12 protein-coding genes are annotated in these 13857 nt (G+C 69.5%); 8 read left to right on the top strand and 4 right to left on the bottom strand.

Annotation, left to right across the window (positions count from 1 at the left end; all coding sequences use genetic code 11):
• Positions 1–12 precede the first annotated feature (12 nt).
• From DQE82_RS01945 to DQE82_RS01925, 5 genes are all read left to right on the top strand, one after another.
• On the top strand, positions 13–1014 hold the full coding sequence (locus tag DQE82_RS01945) for a carbohydrate ABC transporter permease (RefSeq protein WP_104113872.1): 1002 nt from the start codon (positions 13–15) through the stop codon (positions 1012–1014).
• Complete coding sequence (locus DQE82_RS01940; RefSeq protein WP_113971852.1) at positions 1011–1871, top strand: carbohydrate ABC transporter permease; 861 nt, start codon at positions 1011–1013, stop codon at positions 1869–1871. The genes DQE82_RS01945 and DQE82_RS01940 overlap by 4 nt, the downstream gene beginning before the upstream one ends.
• A complete protein-coding gene (locus tag DQE82_RS01935; protein ID WP_113971851.1) occupies positions 1868–4315 on the top strand; it encodes a glycoside hydrolase family 2 protein in 2448 nt (815 codons plus the stop codon). Before DQE82_RS01940 ends, DQE82_RS01935 begins: the two co-directional genes overlap by 4 nt.
• A gap of 81 nt (positions 4316–4396) precedes the next feature.
• On the top strand, positions 4397–4735 hold the full coding sequence (locus DQE82_RS01930; protein ID WP_043326024.1) for a helix-turn-helix transcriptional regulator: 339 nt from the start codon (positions 4397–4399) through the stop codon (positions 4733–4735).
• The gene (locus DQE82_RS01925; protein WP_113971850.1) at positions 4732–6426 is read left to right on the top strand and encodes a SulP family inorganic anion transporter; all 1695 of its coding nucleotides are present in this window, start codon (positions 4732–4734) and stop codon (positions 6424–6426) included. The genes DQE82_RS01930 and DQE82_RS01925 overlap by 4 nt, the downstream gene beginning before the upstream one ends.
• On the opposite strand, the gene DQE82_RS01920 is transcribed toward DQE82_RS01925, so the two are convergent.
• The gene (locus DQE82_RS01920; protein WP_113971849.1) at positions 6423–7106 is read right to left on the bottom strand and encodes a DUF4386 domain-containing protein; all 684 of its coding nucleotides are present in this window, start codon (positions 7104–7106) and stop codon (positions 6423–6425) included. The genes DQE82_RS01925 and DQE82_RS01920 overlap by 4 nt on opposite strands.
• Positions 7107–7191: 85 nt before the next feature.
• Between DQE82_RS01920 and DQE82_RS01915 the strand changes: the two genes are divergently transcribed.
• On the top strand, positions 7192–7896 hold the full coding sequence (locus tag DQE82_RS01915; RefSeq protein WP_113971848.1) for a TetR/AcrR family transcriptional regulator C-terminal domain-containing protein: 705 nt from the start codon (positions 7192–7194) through the stop codon (positions 7894–7896).
• A gap of 53 nt (positions 7897–7949) precedes the next feature.
• A complete protein-coding gene (locus tag DQE82_RS30615) occupies positions 7950–8234 on the top strand; it encodes a hypothetical protein (RefSeq protein WP_158559960.1) in 285 nt (94 codons plus the stop codon).
• A gap of 150 nt (positions 8235–8384) precedes the next feature.
• Here the strand turns inward: DQE82_RS30615 and DQE82_RS01905 are convergent, their stop codons facing one another.
• The 3 genes from DQE82_RS01905 to DQE82_RS01895 form a co-directional block, all read right to left on the bottom strand.
• Entirely contained in the window at positions 8385–9668 is a 1284-nt protein-coding gene (locus DQE82_RS01905; RefSeq protein WP_223201212.1) for a hypothetical protein, read from the bottom strand.
• The gene (locus DQE82_RS01900; RefSeq protein WP_043326017.1) at positions 9614–10498 is read right to left on the bottom strand and encodes an inositol monophosphatase family protein; all 885 of its coding nucleotides are present in this window, start codon (positions 10496–10498) and stop codon (positions 9614–9616) included. The genes DQE82_RS01905 and DQE82_RS01900 overlap by 55 nt, the downstream gene beginning before the upstream one ends.
• A gap of 323 nt (positions 10499–10821) precedes the next feature.
• On the bottom strand, positions 10822–11532 hold the full coding sequence (locus DQE82_RS01895; protein ID WP_113972341.1) for a hypothetical protein: 711 nt from the start codon (positions 11530–11532) through the stop codon (positions 10822–10824).
• Positions 11533–11723: 191 nt separating this feature from the next.
• Here DQE82_RS01895 and DQE82_RS01890 point away from each other — a divergent pair, with 191 nt between their 5' ends.
• Positions 11724–13742 carry a DUF2075 domain-containing protein gene (locus DQE82_RS01890; protein ID WP_113971846.1) on the top strand — a complete coding sequence of 673 codons (2019 nt, stop codon included), beginning with the start codon at positions 11724–11726 and terminating at the stop codon, positions 13740–13742.
• The last annotated feature ends 115 nt before the right edge of the window (positions 13743–13857 follow it).

Genomic DNA, 13857 nt, shown 5'->3' with positions numbered 1-13857 from the left:
TGGAGTGAACAGATGTCCAGCACCCGTGCCGCACCGCCCCGCCGCCCACCCGCGCCGCAGGGCGGCAGTGCCGGCGACCGGCGGATGACCTGGCGCGACCGGCTGTACCGCTTCGACATGCGCTACATGCCGTACCTGATGATCGCGCCGTTCTTCCTGCTCTTCCTCGTGTTCGGGCTGTTCCCGCTGCTGTTCAACGCGGTCGTGTCGCTGCGCAACTACCGCCTGGACGACCCGACGCTGCCGTACTGGGCGGGCCTGGAGAACTTCAGCCGCCTGATCGCCGACGAGGACTTCTGGAACGCCCTTTACAACACGTTCGGCATCTTCCTGCTCTCCACAGTGCCGCAACTGCTGCTCGCGCTGCTCGTCGCGTCGCTGCTCAACCGCAAGCTGCGGGCGCAGACCTGGTGGCGGGTGGGTGTCCTGCTGCCGTACGTGACACCGATCGTGGCCTCGACGATGGTGTTCAGCGTCTTCTTCTCCCGCGACTTCGGCATGGCCAACTGGGTGCTCGGCCTGCTCGGCATCGGCGGCGCGGACGACCCGATCGACTGGCGGGCCGGCAAGCTCCAGGCCTGGATCGCCATCGCCACCATGGTCAACTGGAAGTGGATCGGCTACAACGCGCTGCTCTACCTGGCCGCCATGCAGTCCATCCCGCGCGACGTCTACGAGGCCGCCGCCATCGACGGCGCCGGGCAGTGGAAGCAGCTCTGGCGGATAACCGTGCCGATGATCCAGCCGGTGGTCCTGTTCACAGTCATCCTCTCCACCATCGGCGGGTTGCAGTTGTTCACCGAGCCGATGCTGTTCGACCCGAACGCGCAGGCCGCCACCGGCGGGCCGGACGGCGAATGGCAGACCATCGCCCAGCTCATCTACAAGGTCGGCTGGAAGGACCTCAACCTCGGCTACGCCGCCGCCATGTCCTGGGCGTTGTTCCTGATCATCCTGATCGTGGCCGGCCTCAACTACCTGCTGACCAACCGACTCTCCGGAGGCCGCCGGTGACGACCCGACGTGTGGTGGCCCGGGCCCCGCAGGACACCCCGGCCGGGCTCTGGACCTACCTGCTGCTCGCGGTCAGCATGCTGTTCGCCGCGTTCCCGCTCTACTGGATGTTCGTCATCGCCACGAGCAACGACGAGGCGCTGGCGAAGCTGCCACCCGCGGTGGTCCCCGGCGACCGGTTCCTGACGAACGTCGAGGAGGTCTTCTCCCTCCAGGACGTCTACTTCGCCGCGTCGCTGATCAACAGCGTCATCGTCTCCTTGGTGGTGACCGCCTCGGTGCTGTTCTTCTGCTCGCTGGCCGGCTTCGCGTTCGCCAAGCTGCGCTTCCGGGGCAGCCGCGCGCTGATGCTGTTCGTGGTGCTCACGCTCACCGTGCCCAACCAGCTCGGCATCGTGGCGCTCTACATCGTGATGGGCAGGCTCGGCTGGAACGGCACGCTGCTCGCGGTCATCGCGCCCGGCCTGGTCACCGCGTTCGGCGTGTTCTACATGCGGCAGTTCATCCTGAACACCGTCCCGGACGAGCTGATCGAGTCGGCCCGGGTCGACGGCGCCACGACCATGCGGGTGTACGCGACGATCGTGCTCCCCGCGATCCGCCCGGCGCTGGCGGTGCTCGGCCTGCTCACGTTCGTGGCCACCTGGAACGACTTCCAGTGGCCGCTCATCACGCTCAGCGGCACCGACTACCCGACGTCGATGGTGGCGGTGTCCGACCTCGCAAGCGGCAACTACGTGATCTACCGGCGGGTGCTCGCTGGTGCGTTCATCGCCACCGTGCCCCTGCTGGTCATGCTGTTCATCGGTGGACGTCAGATCGTCCGCGGAATCATGGAAGGCGCGGTGAAGTCGTGAGCCGTCGAACTCTGCTGCACGAGGGATGGACGCTGCGGGCCGAGCCCGGTCCGGCGGTGCCGCCGCAGATCGCCGGGACGGCGGTGCCGGCGACAGTGCCCGGATGCGTGCACACCGACCTGCTCGCGGCCGGCCTCATCCCCGACCCGTACCTGGACGACAACGAGAACCGCCTCACCTGGATCGGGCGCACCGACTGGGTCTACGAGACGACGTTCGGATGGCAGCCCGGCGACGAAGAGCGGGTCGATCTGGTCTGCGCCGGCCTGGACACGGTCGCCACCGTCACGCTCAACGGCGTCGAGGTCGGCCGCACCGAGAACCAGCACCGCTCGTACCGCTTCGACGTCCGCGCGCTGCTGCGCCCGGACGGCAACACCCTGGCCGTACGCTTCGACTCCCCGTACCGGTATGCCGAGGCGCACCGGGACCGGCTCGGTGACCGGCCGAACGCGTACCCGGAGCCGTTCCACTTCATCCGCAAGACCGCCTGCAACTTCGGCTGGGACTGGGGACCGACGCTCGTCACCGCCGGCATCTGGCGCGACATCGGCCTGCACGCCTGGTCCACCGCCCGGCTCGCGTCGGTGCGGCCGATCGTGACGGTGGTCGACGGCGTCGGCCGGGTCGAGCTGCACGTGCAGGTCGAGCGGACCGGCGACGAGCCGCTGACCGTCCGCGCCGCCGTCGCCGGGGTCACCGCCGAGATCGCCGTACCGGCGGGGGAGCGGACCGCCGTCGTGACGCTCACCGTCGCGGACCCCGCGCTGTGGTGGCCCATCGGGTACGGCGACCAGCCGCGGTACGACCTCGACGCCACCCTGCACGGCGCCGACGGCCGGGAGTTGGACGCCGCGTCCCGCCGGATCGGGTTCCGCTCGGTACGCCTGGACACCACGCCCGACGCGCACGGCACCCCGTTCGCGCTGCACGTCAACGACGTGCCGGTGTTCGTCAGGGGCGTCAACTGGATCCCCGACGACGCGTTCCCGAACCGGGTCACCCGGGAGCGCCTCGCGCAGCGGTTCGGCCAGGCGGCCGGCGCGCACGTCAACCTGCTGCGCGTCTGGGGCGGCGGCCGGTACGAGTCGGACGACTTCTACGACCTGGCCGACGAGACGGGATTGCTGGTGCAGCAGGACTTCCTGTTCGCCTGCGCCGCGTACCCGGAGGAGGAACCGTTCCGCACCGAGGTCGAGGCGGAGGCGCGCGAGCAGGTGACCCGGCTCGCCGGGCACCCGTCGCTGGTGCTCTGGACCGGCAACAACGAGAACATCTGGGGCTGGCACGACTGGGACTGGCAGGAACCCCTGGCCGGGCGCACCTGGGGGCGCGGCTACTACCTGGAGCTGCTCCCCGCCGTCGTCGGGGAGCTGGACCCGACCGTCCCGTACTGGCCGGGCAGTCCCTGGTCCGGCAGCGAGGAACTTCACCCCAACGACCCGGCGCACGGCACCACGCACATCTGGGACGTGTGGAACACCGACGACTACACGCGCTACCGGGACTACGTGCCGCGCTTCGTGGCCGAGTTCGGCTACCAGGCGCCGCCCGCGTACGCGACGCTGCGCCGGGCCCTCTCCGACGACCCGCTCGCGCACGACTCGCCGGGCATGACGCACCACCAGAAGGCAGCCGACGGGGACGGCAAGCTGCGGCGCGGGCTCGACGCCCACCTGCCGCCGCCCGCCGACTTCGACGACTGGCACTACCTCACCCAGCTCAACCAGGCCCGCGCCATCCAGCTCGGCGTGGAGCACTTCCGCTCGCACCGGCCGGTCTGCGCCGGCACCGTCGTGTGGCAGCTCAACGACTGCTGGCCGGTCACGTCGTGGTCGGCCATCGACGGCGACGGGCGCCGCAAACCCCTGTGGTACGCGCTGCGCCGCGCCTACGCCGACCGGCTGCTCACCGTGCAGCCGCGCGACGGCCGGCCGGCGCTGGTGGCGGTGAACGAGACCGCGCAGGCGTGGCGCGGGCCGGCCACGGTCACCCGGTTGACAGTCACCGGGGAGCCGAGGGCGAAGACCTCGGTCGACCTCGACGTCCCGGCGTACTCCTCGGTCGTGGTGGATCTGCCGGCGGAGCTGGCGCGGCCGGACGACGGCCGCGCGGAACTGCTCGTCGCGGACGCCGGGGACGCCGCGGAGCGCGCGCTGTGGTTCTTCGCCGAGGACCGCGACGTGCGGTGGCCGGCGGCGCAGTGGGACGCGGCGGTCGAGCCGGTGGACGGCGGACGGCGGGTCCGGGTGACCGCGCGGACGGTGCTGCGCGACCTGACGCTGTTCCCGGACCGCCTCGATCCGGCCGCGGAGGTGGACCGGGCGCTGGTGACGCTGCTGCCGGGGGAGAGCGTCGTCTTCACGGTGAGCACCACGTGCCCGCTGGATGCCGAGGCGCTCACCTCCCGGCCGGTGCTGCGCTGCGTCAACGACCTGGCCTGAGCGGGACGCCCTTCATCTCCGTCGATGTGAAGATTTATGCAAGTGCTAAAGTCTTCAGAGTCGTCGTCGGAGGGGTGTGTCGTGTCGGTGCCGCTGTACCAGGCCAAGGCGGAGCTGTTCCGCACCCTCGGGCACCCCGTGCGCATCCGGGTGCTCGAACTGCTCCAGGACGGGCCGAAACCGGTCCGCGACCTGCTCGCCGCCATCGACGTGGAGGCGTCCAACCTCTCCCAGCAGCTCGCCGTGCTGCGCCGCGCCGGCATGGTCACCTCGTACCGGGACGGCCCCCTCGTCATGTACGCGCTCAGCACCCCCGACGTGGCGGACCTGCTCGCCGCCGGTCGGCGCATCCTCGGCGCGGTCCTCACCGACCGGGACGGCCTGCTGGACGAGCTGCGGGCCTCGGGGACGGACCGGTGAGCGCGGCGACTGCCCTTCGCGCCGGTGACGTCGTACGGCAGACGGGCCGGCTGTTCCGCGGGCTGCTGCCCGGCCGGGCCGACTGGGCGGCGGCGCGCCGCTCGCCCCGGCGCGACCTGCTCGCCGGGCTCACCGTCGCCGTGGTGGCGCTGCCCCTGGCGCTCGCCTTCGGCGTCACCTCCGGCCTCGGCGCGCAGGCCGGACTGGTCACCGCCGTCGTCGCCGGAGCGGTCGCGGCGGTCTTCGGCGGCTCCAACCTCCAGGTCTCCGGCCCCACCGGAGCGATGACTGTCGTGCTGGTGCCGGTGGTGCAGCAGTTCGGCGCCGGTGGCGTGCTGATGGTCGGCGCGCTGGCCGGGCTGATCCTGATCGCGCTCGCCCTGGCCCGCCTCGGCCGGTACGTCCGCTACCTGCCGTCCCCGGTGATCGAGGGGTTCACCGCCGGCATCGCCGTGGTCATCGCGCTGCAACAGGTGCCGGCCGCGCTCGGCGTCACCGGCGCGCACGGCGAAAAGGTGTGGGCGGTGGCCGTCGACGCGGTCGCCCGGTTCGCCGCGCATCCCCGGCCCGCCGCGATCGCTGTCGCGCTCGGCGTGGCGGCGCTGATGCTGCTCGGCGGCCGGTGGCGGCCCGCCGTGCCGTTCTCCCTGGTCGGGGTGGCCGCCGCGACGCTCCTCGCCGAGCTGGCCCCGATCGACCTGGCCCGGATCGGCGAGCTGCCGCAGGGGCTGCCCGCGCCGTCGCTGGACTTCGTCGACCTCGGCGCGCTGGGCGTGCTGCTGCCCAGCGCCCTCGCCGTGGCCGCGCTCGCCGCGCTGGAGAGCCTGCTCTCCGCCACCGTGGCCGACGGAATGACAGTCGGCGAGCGGCACGACCCGGACCGCGAACTGTTCGGCCAGGGCCTGGCCAACCTCGCCTCCCCGGTCTTCGGCGGCATCCCGGCGACCGCCGCCATCGCCCGTACCGCGGTGAACGTCCGCGCCGGGGCGTCCTCGAAGCTCGCCGCGCTCACCCACGCGGTGGCCCTCGCCGCGATCGTGCTCGCGGCCGCCCCGCTCGTCGGGCGCATCCCGCTGGCCGCCCTGGCCGGGGTGCTGCTCGCCACCACCGTCCGGATGGTGGAGGCCGCCTCCCTGCTCGCGCTGATGCGGGCCACCCGCGCCGACGCGGTGGTACTGGTGCTGACATTCGCCGTCACCGTCATCTGGGACCTGGTGACAGCTGTGGTCGTCGGGCTCGCCGTCGCGGTCGTGCTGGCGCTGCGCGCGGTGGCCCGCAGCGCCAAGCTGGAACAGGTGCCGCTGGACACCGGCGAGCACAGCGCCGAGGAGCACGCGCTGCTCGCCGAGCACATCGTCGCGTACCGGCTGGACGGGCCGCTCTTCTTCGCCGCCGCGCACACGTTCCTGCTGGAGTTGGCCGAGGTGGCCGACGTGCGGGTGGTGATCCTGCGGATGTCCCGCGTCTCCACCATCGACGCCACCGGCGCCCAGGTGCTCGGCGACGCCATCGCCCGGCTGCGCGCCCGGGGGATCACGGTGCTGCTCTCCGGCATCACCCCGGGCCACGACCAGGTGCTCAGCACGCTCGGCGTCGCCGAGGAGCTGCGCCGCGAGGGCCTGGTGTTCGCGGACACCCCGGCCGCCATCCGGTACGCCCGGGGTGTCGCCCTGGCCGCGAGCCCCGCCTAGGCCGCGGTCGCCCTGGCATCCGTCTCCGCGCGCTTTCGCACGCCGAAGATGATCAGGTAGCCGAGGATCCACACCTCGCCCACCGTGGCGGGCACCACCAGCAGATCGCCGACGATGCCGGCGCCGGGGGCGAGGTACGCGACGAACGTCATGAGCACGTAGCCGACGCCACCGGCGACGAGGAGCCGGCCCAGCGGTCGGGGCAGCCAGCCCGACCGGAGCGCGCACCAGCCCATCGGCACCAGCCAGAGCCCGAAGAAGAGGCCGCCCACCTCCCACAGGTTCCCGCTGACCAGGTAGAGCAGCTGGACCGTGTTGGCGTCGCCCGGCCCGCCGGTCGCCACCCCCAGGGCCGTCGCGAGCACTGCGGCGCTGCCCAGGATCGCGACCGCGTTGACGAGCCCGAAGGCGGCGATGCTGCCCGATGCGGTGCTGTCGACAGTCCGGAACAGGCGGTGGAACCAGACGGCGGTGAGCGCCTGGGTGAGGACGACGAGCAGTTCGAGGGCGACGCCGACGCGGGCCAGCGACTCGTGGGCCACCAGGTTGGCGAACGTCGCGCCCGCGTCGTCCGGGTTGAAGATCATCGGCCGGACGGTGAGGAACCCCAGCGCGCCGGTGACGGCGAGCCCGAGGTAGAACAGCCCGGTCACCCGGGCGGTACGGATCAGCTGGTGCATGGCGGCTCCTTCGGGGGTGAGCGACGCGGTGGCGGGGCTTGCCTTACGCCGTAAGGCCAACCATACGTTGTAAGGTCAAGGGGAGATGGAGAGCCGGATGGGAGCGCGGAAACCTCGGGAGCCGCTGAGCCGCGAGCGGGCCCTGGCCAGCGCGATCGCCCTTGTCGACGCCGAAGGGATGGAGGCGCTGACGATGCGCCGGCTCGCCGCCGAACTCGGCGTCGAGGCCATGTCGCTCTACCACCACCTACCCGGCAAGGCCGGACTGCTCGACGGCCTCGTGGACGCGGTCGCCACGGAGATCACCTCGGCCGCCGAGCGTGCCGAGGCGGACGCGCCCGGCGGCGACTGGCGTACCCGGCTGCGGCTGCGCTTCCTCGCCGCGCGCGCGGTCATGCTGCGGCACCCGTGGGCCCCCGCGCTGCTCAGCTCGCGCCCGACCGTCCCCGCCGGGGTGTACGCCTACTACGACGGCATCCTCGCCACGCTCGTCGACGGCGGCTTCTCGTACCGGATCGCCCACCGGGCACTGCACGCGTTCGGCAGCATGGCGCTCGGCTTCGCCCAGGAGGTGTTCCGCCCGGACGCGGGCGGGGCGGCCGACGCCGCAGCCGCGGAAGCGGAGATGGTGGCGCTGGCCGAACGGCTGCCGCACCTGGCCGCGATGGTGGCCGCCGAGACGCACGACGCGGCCGATCCGACGCTGGGGTGGTGCGACTCCCAGACCGAGTTCGAGTTCACCCTCGACCTGCTCTTCGACGGCCTCGAACGACACCTGCCGCGCGCCTGACCCCGTCGGCCCTCGGGCGGGTTCGGGCGGCGCCGGGCGGGTACCAGGGCGGCATGACTGATCCGGTTGAGCTGTCCGAACTGCACGCCGGAGGCGCCGATCCCGACGACGTCATCCCGGACGAGCCGCACGCGGACCTGGACGGCACCGACGAGAACTCACCGGCGGAGTTCGGCCTGCCGATAGACGGCACCGCCCCGGCCGAGGAGGACCCCACCCAGCGCTTGACCTGCCGTTGCGCAGCGCGCCCTCGCGGTGAGTGGAACGCGATGGGTGTCAAAAGGGGGCCGGAGACACCCATGGCGTTCCACCCCAACGGCTCTGTGGGCGAGCACTAGTTGGCAGGGCGGCGAGGCTGGCAGCAGCTCCCCGCGCTCGGTGTCGGTGAGCACCGCGTACGCGGGCTCGTCGCGGCGGCCGGTGTCCGCCTCGATCGCCGCGCGCTCCAATCGTCTGGCCGCGCGGATCGCCTCGACGCGGAATTCACCTCAGCGTCCTGCCCGCTTCCACGCCCGATAGAACTCTCTGTACAGGAATCGCTGTACCGGGGTGCCGGTCGCAGAGACCTGCTTGCCGATCACCCGGGCACCGATCCACATTCCCGAAACCTTCGGGATTCCCGGCACCGACTCAGCCACGGACGCCACGCCATTCACGAGTTCCTGCTCTACCGTCGACAAGGCGATCTTGCGTAGCCCGAGGCGTTCGAGTAGTTGCTTCTTTGCTTCGTCGATGTCCCGCGCAAGGCGTAGGTAGTCCTCGTCGGTGACGCACCTGGCGACAGCTGCCCGTAGGTCGGCTGCCTTTTTTCGATACTCACCGATGCGGTTGACGACCAGGTCGACCCACGCGTTGTCTCCCATTTTGCCGGTTTCCGACGCCTGCCAGAGTCGACCGCCGAGTAGTGGTAGTTCCAACTCAAGCAACCGCACCTGATGGGTGTCGCTCTCACTTACGGCAGTGGCGAGGGATTGGTGGATACCGCGAATAGCCTTGATGACGTCGAGTACGACTCCTTCGGCCGCGCCCTCGCGGGACAGGTCGAAGGTAAGGAGGAAGTCTCTTCGAATGGGGTGTGCTTGGTATGAAAGCCCCGTGGCGTCCGCTCTCGACCGGTACTTGAGCCCTCGTGCAAGGGTGGCTGCGACGTAGACCTCCTCACCCGGCGGAGCCATCGACCGCAGTGGACCCCGCAGGACGATTGAGGCTGCTCTCGCCCACTCACCGAACGGGTCATCCTCAACGCCGTCCGACGTCGCGATCCGATCCGCGTGATGGCCGGCCACCCGGACATGGGCGGCCTGGAACGTGGACCAGCCGTGGATGCGCTTCGAGAGCGAGTTGCGAGGCCCCGGCATGGCGTCGTCGCAGACGAGCGCCTGCTCGATGAACTGCCCGAGCGCCTGGCTCCCCTGCCAGCTCTGCAGATCCTGAAGAGCAGACTCCTCAGCAGTCCGAGCGGTTCGGCTCTCATCGGCATCCAGTTGTAGCGGATGGAGTAGCTCTGCCTCCGCCAACGCCCGTAGCAGGAAGGGTTTTGTGCCGAAATCCGCAGCAGTGGGTCGAGCGAGCACTGGGTGGGCAACCCATACCCGGTCCATGAAAATCAAGGACTGGATCAGTTCGACGAAGGCTTGGCGCGCGAACGGATCACCGGGTTGCACGCGGCGGTTCTGGGCGGCGATGAAGTCATCGGCACCGATGATCGACGTTACGTCTACGAGGACTTCGGTGTTTCGGTGCGGGAGTCCCGCGCCAACTCCACGAACCACTTGACTGCCTCCGGACGACCCATCACGGTGCTGGCGAAAGCCGGTTCTGGCTGAGCGAGCGTATCGATAGACACTGGTAAGCGCTTGTTTCCCTCACCGTCTGTGCACATTAGACCGACGATCTCACCGAGGCACAACCCCGCCAAGCCATCCCAGACCTTCTGTTGCTTGCGATGGAAGAGGTCGAAACGTGGGGCCCCGTCTACATGATCTGTGAGATCCAGCGCTGTGCGGAGCATGTCGAGCGTCTGTGACGTGGTGCGGGTCTTCAGCCGGTAGCCAGCCTTCACCATGGCCGACTCGTAGGGCGGTGCCTCGGACCCCGAACTGCGTGTCAGAGATGCGACAAGTGCGGGCTCGGAATGGTTGTTAAGCATCGCGGGCCGACCGTTGACGAGGATCGTGCTGTCGGCTCGGGATGCTTGCACGACGACCGGCGTGCGGCCGGTACCGAGTTCGGGAGCGACGATGAGCGCGGCGACTGGCGTCCGCTGTTCTAACAGGCATACAACGGAGCAGAACTCGGCGCTCCTCGGATGGACGAACTCAGCCGTACCATCGATCGGATCGATGATCCAGATCCGCGCAGGCTCCTCATCGATGCCGGGCCGCCAACTACCGCTACCCGACTCCTCCGCTAGGACACGGGCAGCAGGATCCAAGGCGCGGATCTTGGCCATGATCAGCTGTTCAACCGCGAGGTCAGCTTCGGTGAGCAAAGTCTGGTCGGCCTTCTCCCGTACATCGAGCTCCGCGATCCGGGACCGATTGGCAGCAAGGATGTCCAGAAGCTCCGTCGTCAACTCGGACCACAGTTGCTCAAGATTCATCGACTCTCCTACACGTTCGTGTGGGACCAGCCTGCCAACGGAGGCCCATCCTTTCACCACTATCCCTGTCTGCGGAAAGGAGCGACCGGCTCGCCGCGCTTCCTCGCGGCTCCCCTTCGTGCGAATCGGCCAGCAACTGGTTCAGCAGGGTCCCGATGCAGCCGCTGCCGATACCGGTTTACGCCTCGCCATTGGTCGGGGATCCTTCGCTGGAGCGGGCCCGGCACACCGCCGCGAACCACCCCCGGGCGCTGACCCTGACCCTGCGTCGGCACGCCCGTTGGTCGCACCCGCCCACCGTTGCCGAGTACGCCACAGGGCTTCTAGTTGGGGAGGGCGGCGAGGCCGGCCAGCAAGTCCCATCGCTCGGCCTCGGTGAGCACCACGTACGCCGGCTCGTCGCGGCGGTCGGTGTCCGCCTCGATCGCTGCGCGTTCTGGGCCGTCCGGCAGCGTACGGATCTCGTCGGCGGTCAGCCCGGCGGCCCGCCACGCGGCCCGGTGCGCGTCCGCACGGTGGTGCCGCAGCGAGCCCAGCCGGGTCACGAGCAGCAGCGCCGGGGAGGCGCCCGCCGGCTCGTACGGCGGGGACATCGCCCGGAACACCGGCCCGCCGGTGGCCTGCGCGTGCGTCAGCACCCGGCCGACCAGGTCGGCGAGCCGGGGCACGATGCCCAGGCCGGGCAGTACCCCGGGCAGCATGGCCCACAGTTCCTCGGCGGCCTCGCCGGTGGCCCGCTGGGCGAACAGCGTCAGTTCCCGGCCCAGTTCGGTGAGGTGCCACGCGCCCTCGGCGCCCCGGACGACGACGCCCTGCTCCAGTTCCTCGTCCATGCTGCCGGACGTGTAGATCAGGCCGTCGGCCAGCGCCTCGGCGGGCATCGGCCGGGCCAGCACACCGGAGAAGAAGCTGTTCTCCGCACCGAGTGTGCAGCCCCGCTCGGCGTAGAACGCCTCCATCCGGGCGCGAGCTGCCCAGCGGGCGCCAACGTAGACCCGGTCGATCGCCGGCCGGACCAGTCTCGTGTAGCTCACCGTCGTCTCCACGCCGCCAGACCCTAGCGACCAGAAGGCGTGTCATGTGGCCAAGTGGATGCGGCACCTGATGAATGGGTGGCCTCTGTCCAAAGGAGGCCGCTAGAGTGGCGGGCGGTTCAGCGGATCGACGGGCTTCCCCCGGGACATGCCCCCACCGCACGAGATCTTCGTGCCTGGGGGCCACTCAATTGCTCGCCTTTCAGACCAGCGCCACGCAGATCCTGGACCTGGCGAGGGAGGCGCAGCTCGCCGAGCAGCTGAGGGCTCATCTCGCTCGGGCTGGCTTCCGGATTTCAGACAGTGAGCAATCGTCCTGGCAGCAGAGTCTTCCAGCGTTGGCAGTGGAGCTCGTCGGCGCTGGTCTTGGGGCACTCGACCTGCTCGTGGAGTGCCAATTGCCACGTAGCAGCAAGCGTATCGACGTCATCCTCGCTGGCATGGAGCCACTCACCCGACGCCCGGCATACCTCGTCGTGGAGCTCAAGCAGTGGAGCGCTGCGACCACCTACGACGAAGTTGAGAAATTGGTGCAGGTGCCGGGCATGGCCGAGCCCCAGGTCCATCCTGCGGTACAGGTTGAGAACTACTGCTCATACCTGACCGACTTCCTGCCTATGTTCGCCGAGTCGCCCGACCGGGTGCACGGCCTGGCGTACCTGCACAACGCGGAGCAGCGGCACATTCCGGCACTGATCAAAGAGGATGATGAAGACCGAAATGACCGGCGAATGGTGTTCACCAGCGACCGTACCGAGGAGATGCGCCGCTATCTGAGCGGACGGTTCGCTCCCTGGCGGGACGAGGCGGCCGCACGAGCGTTGCTGACGGCCACAGTGCAGCCCAGTCGACGACTCCTCACCTTCAGTGCGGAGGACCTGGATAGCCGACGGCATCTTGTCCTGCTCGATGAACAGCGCGCGGCCTATGAACTGGCTATGCGCGGCATGCGTTGGGCGGACCAGGGCCGGCGGAAGCGAGTGGTGCTGGTCGCGGGCGGGCCCGGCAGCGGTAAGAGCGCCATCGCCTTGACGCTACTCACCGACCTGGCACGGGAAGGTCGATCGGTTGCCCACGCGACCGGGTCCAAGGCGTTCCGGGAGAGTCTGCGGCGGTACGCCAGGAGCCAGCCGCGCAGCCCCGACCAGCGCACCGCAGCGCTGTTCCACTACTTCATGGACTTCATGGATGAGCCGGCCGACAGCCTGGACGTGTTGATCTGCGACGAGGCGCATCGGATCCGCGCCCAGTCCTCTCGTGGCAGCCGCCGAGGACGAAAGCCGCAGGTCCGGGAACTCATCGAAGTGGCAAAGGTGCCCGTCTTCCTGCTCGACGACGATCAGGTGGTGCGGCCAAACGAGGTGGGCAGCGTTGCGATGATTCGTGACGCGGCGGAGCGGCTGGACCTTGAGGTCGACTTCGTTCATCTCGGGGCCCAGTTTCGGTGTGGTGGCAGCCCACGTTACGAACGATGGGTGCGGCACCTGCTGGGCCTTGCCGAAGGTCGTCCGTACCGTTGGAGCGGGGACGACTCCTTCCGGCTTGCCCTTGCCGCCTCACCGAGTCAAATGGAGATGTTGCTACGCCGTACCCACAACCGGAAGGCGTCGGCGCGCATCTCGGCCGGTTTCTGCTGGCCGTGGACCGAAGAGCCGCGGGGTCGGGACCTCGTCCAGGATATCCGCATCGGAGCCTGGTCGAAGCCGTGGAACGCGGCCGGCAAGCATCCGCCCCGGGGCATTCCGTCGAGTTCCCTCTGGGCCATCGACCGGGCCGGCTTCGAACAGGTGGGATGCATCTACACAGCACAAGGTTTTGAGTACGACTGGTCGGGTGTCATTCTCGGCCCGGATCTGGTGTTCCGGAACGGCAGGCTGATCAGTCAACCGTCGGAGTCACATGACAGCGCCATCTTCGACCGGCGGCGGCGAGTCGCGGCAAGGGATGCCGATCGGCTCATCCGTAACACATACAAGGTCCTGCTCACACGCGGGATGCGGGGGACGCTGATCTACTCGGTAGACCCGGAGACTCAGCGATTCCTGGCCTCACTGGTGCCTGCCGCGCAGGTGCCGCGAGCGTTCGTGGCCGAAGGGGTACAGCGGATCGGAGCGCCCGCCGACGAGACTTCCTCCGTACCGGATCGGTCGTCCGGGCAGAACCTGAGCGCCCCGAGTACGGGCACCAGTGGGTCTCACGGCGCGGGATGAGAAAAAGTGTCGGATATTCGACTTTGTCGCTGTTCGACGGCCGGTACCGTGCACCGGATCCAACACAGTTGAATACGTGGGGAGTGGCCGTCATGACTGCGCAGATTCGCTTGGT

It is taken from the genome of Micromonospora sp. LHW51205, from assembly GCF_003315815.1.
GTDB lineage: Bacteria > Actinomycetota > Actinomycetes > Mycobacteriales > Micromonosporaceae > Micromonospora > Micromonospora chalcea.
Note: the sequence above shows the minus strand (reverse complement) of the source record. Positions and strands in the feature narration are given on the sequence as shown.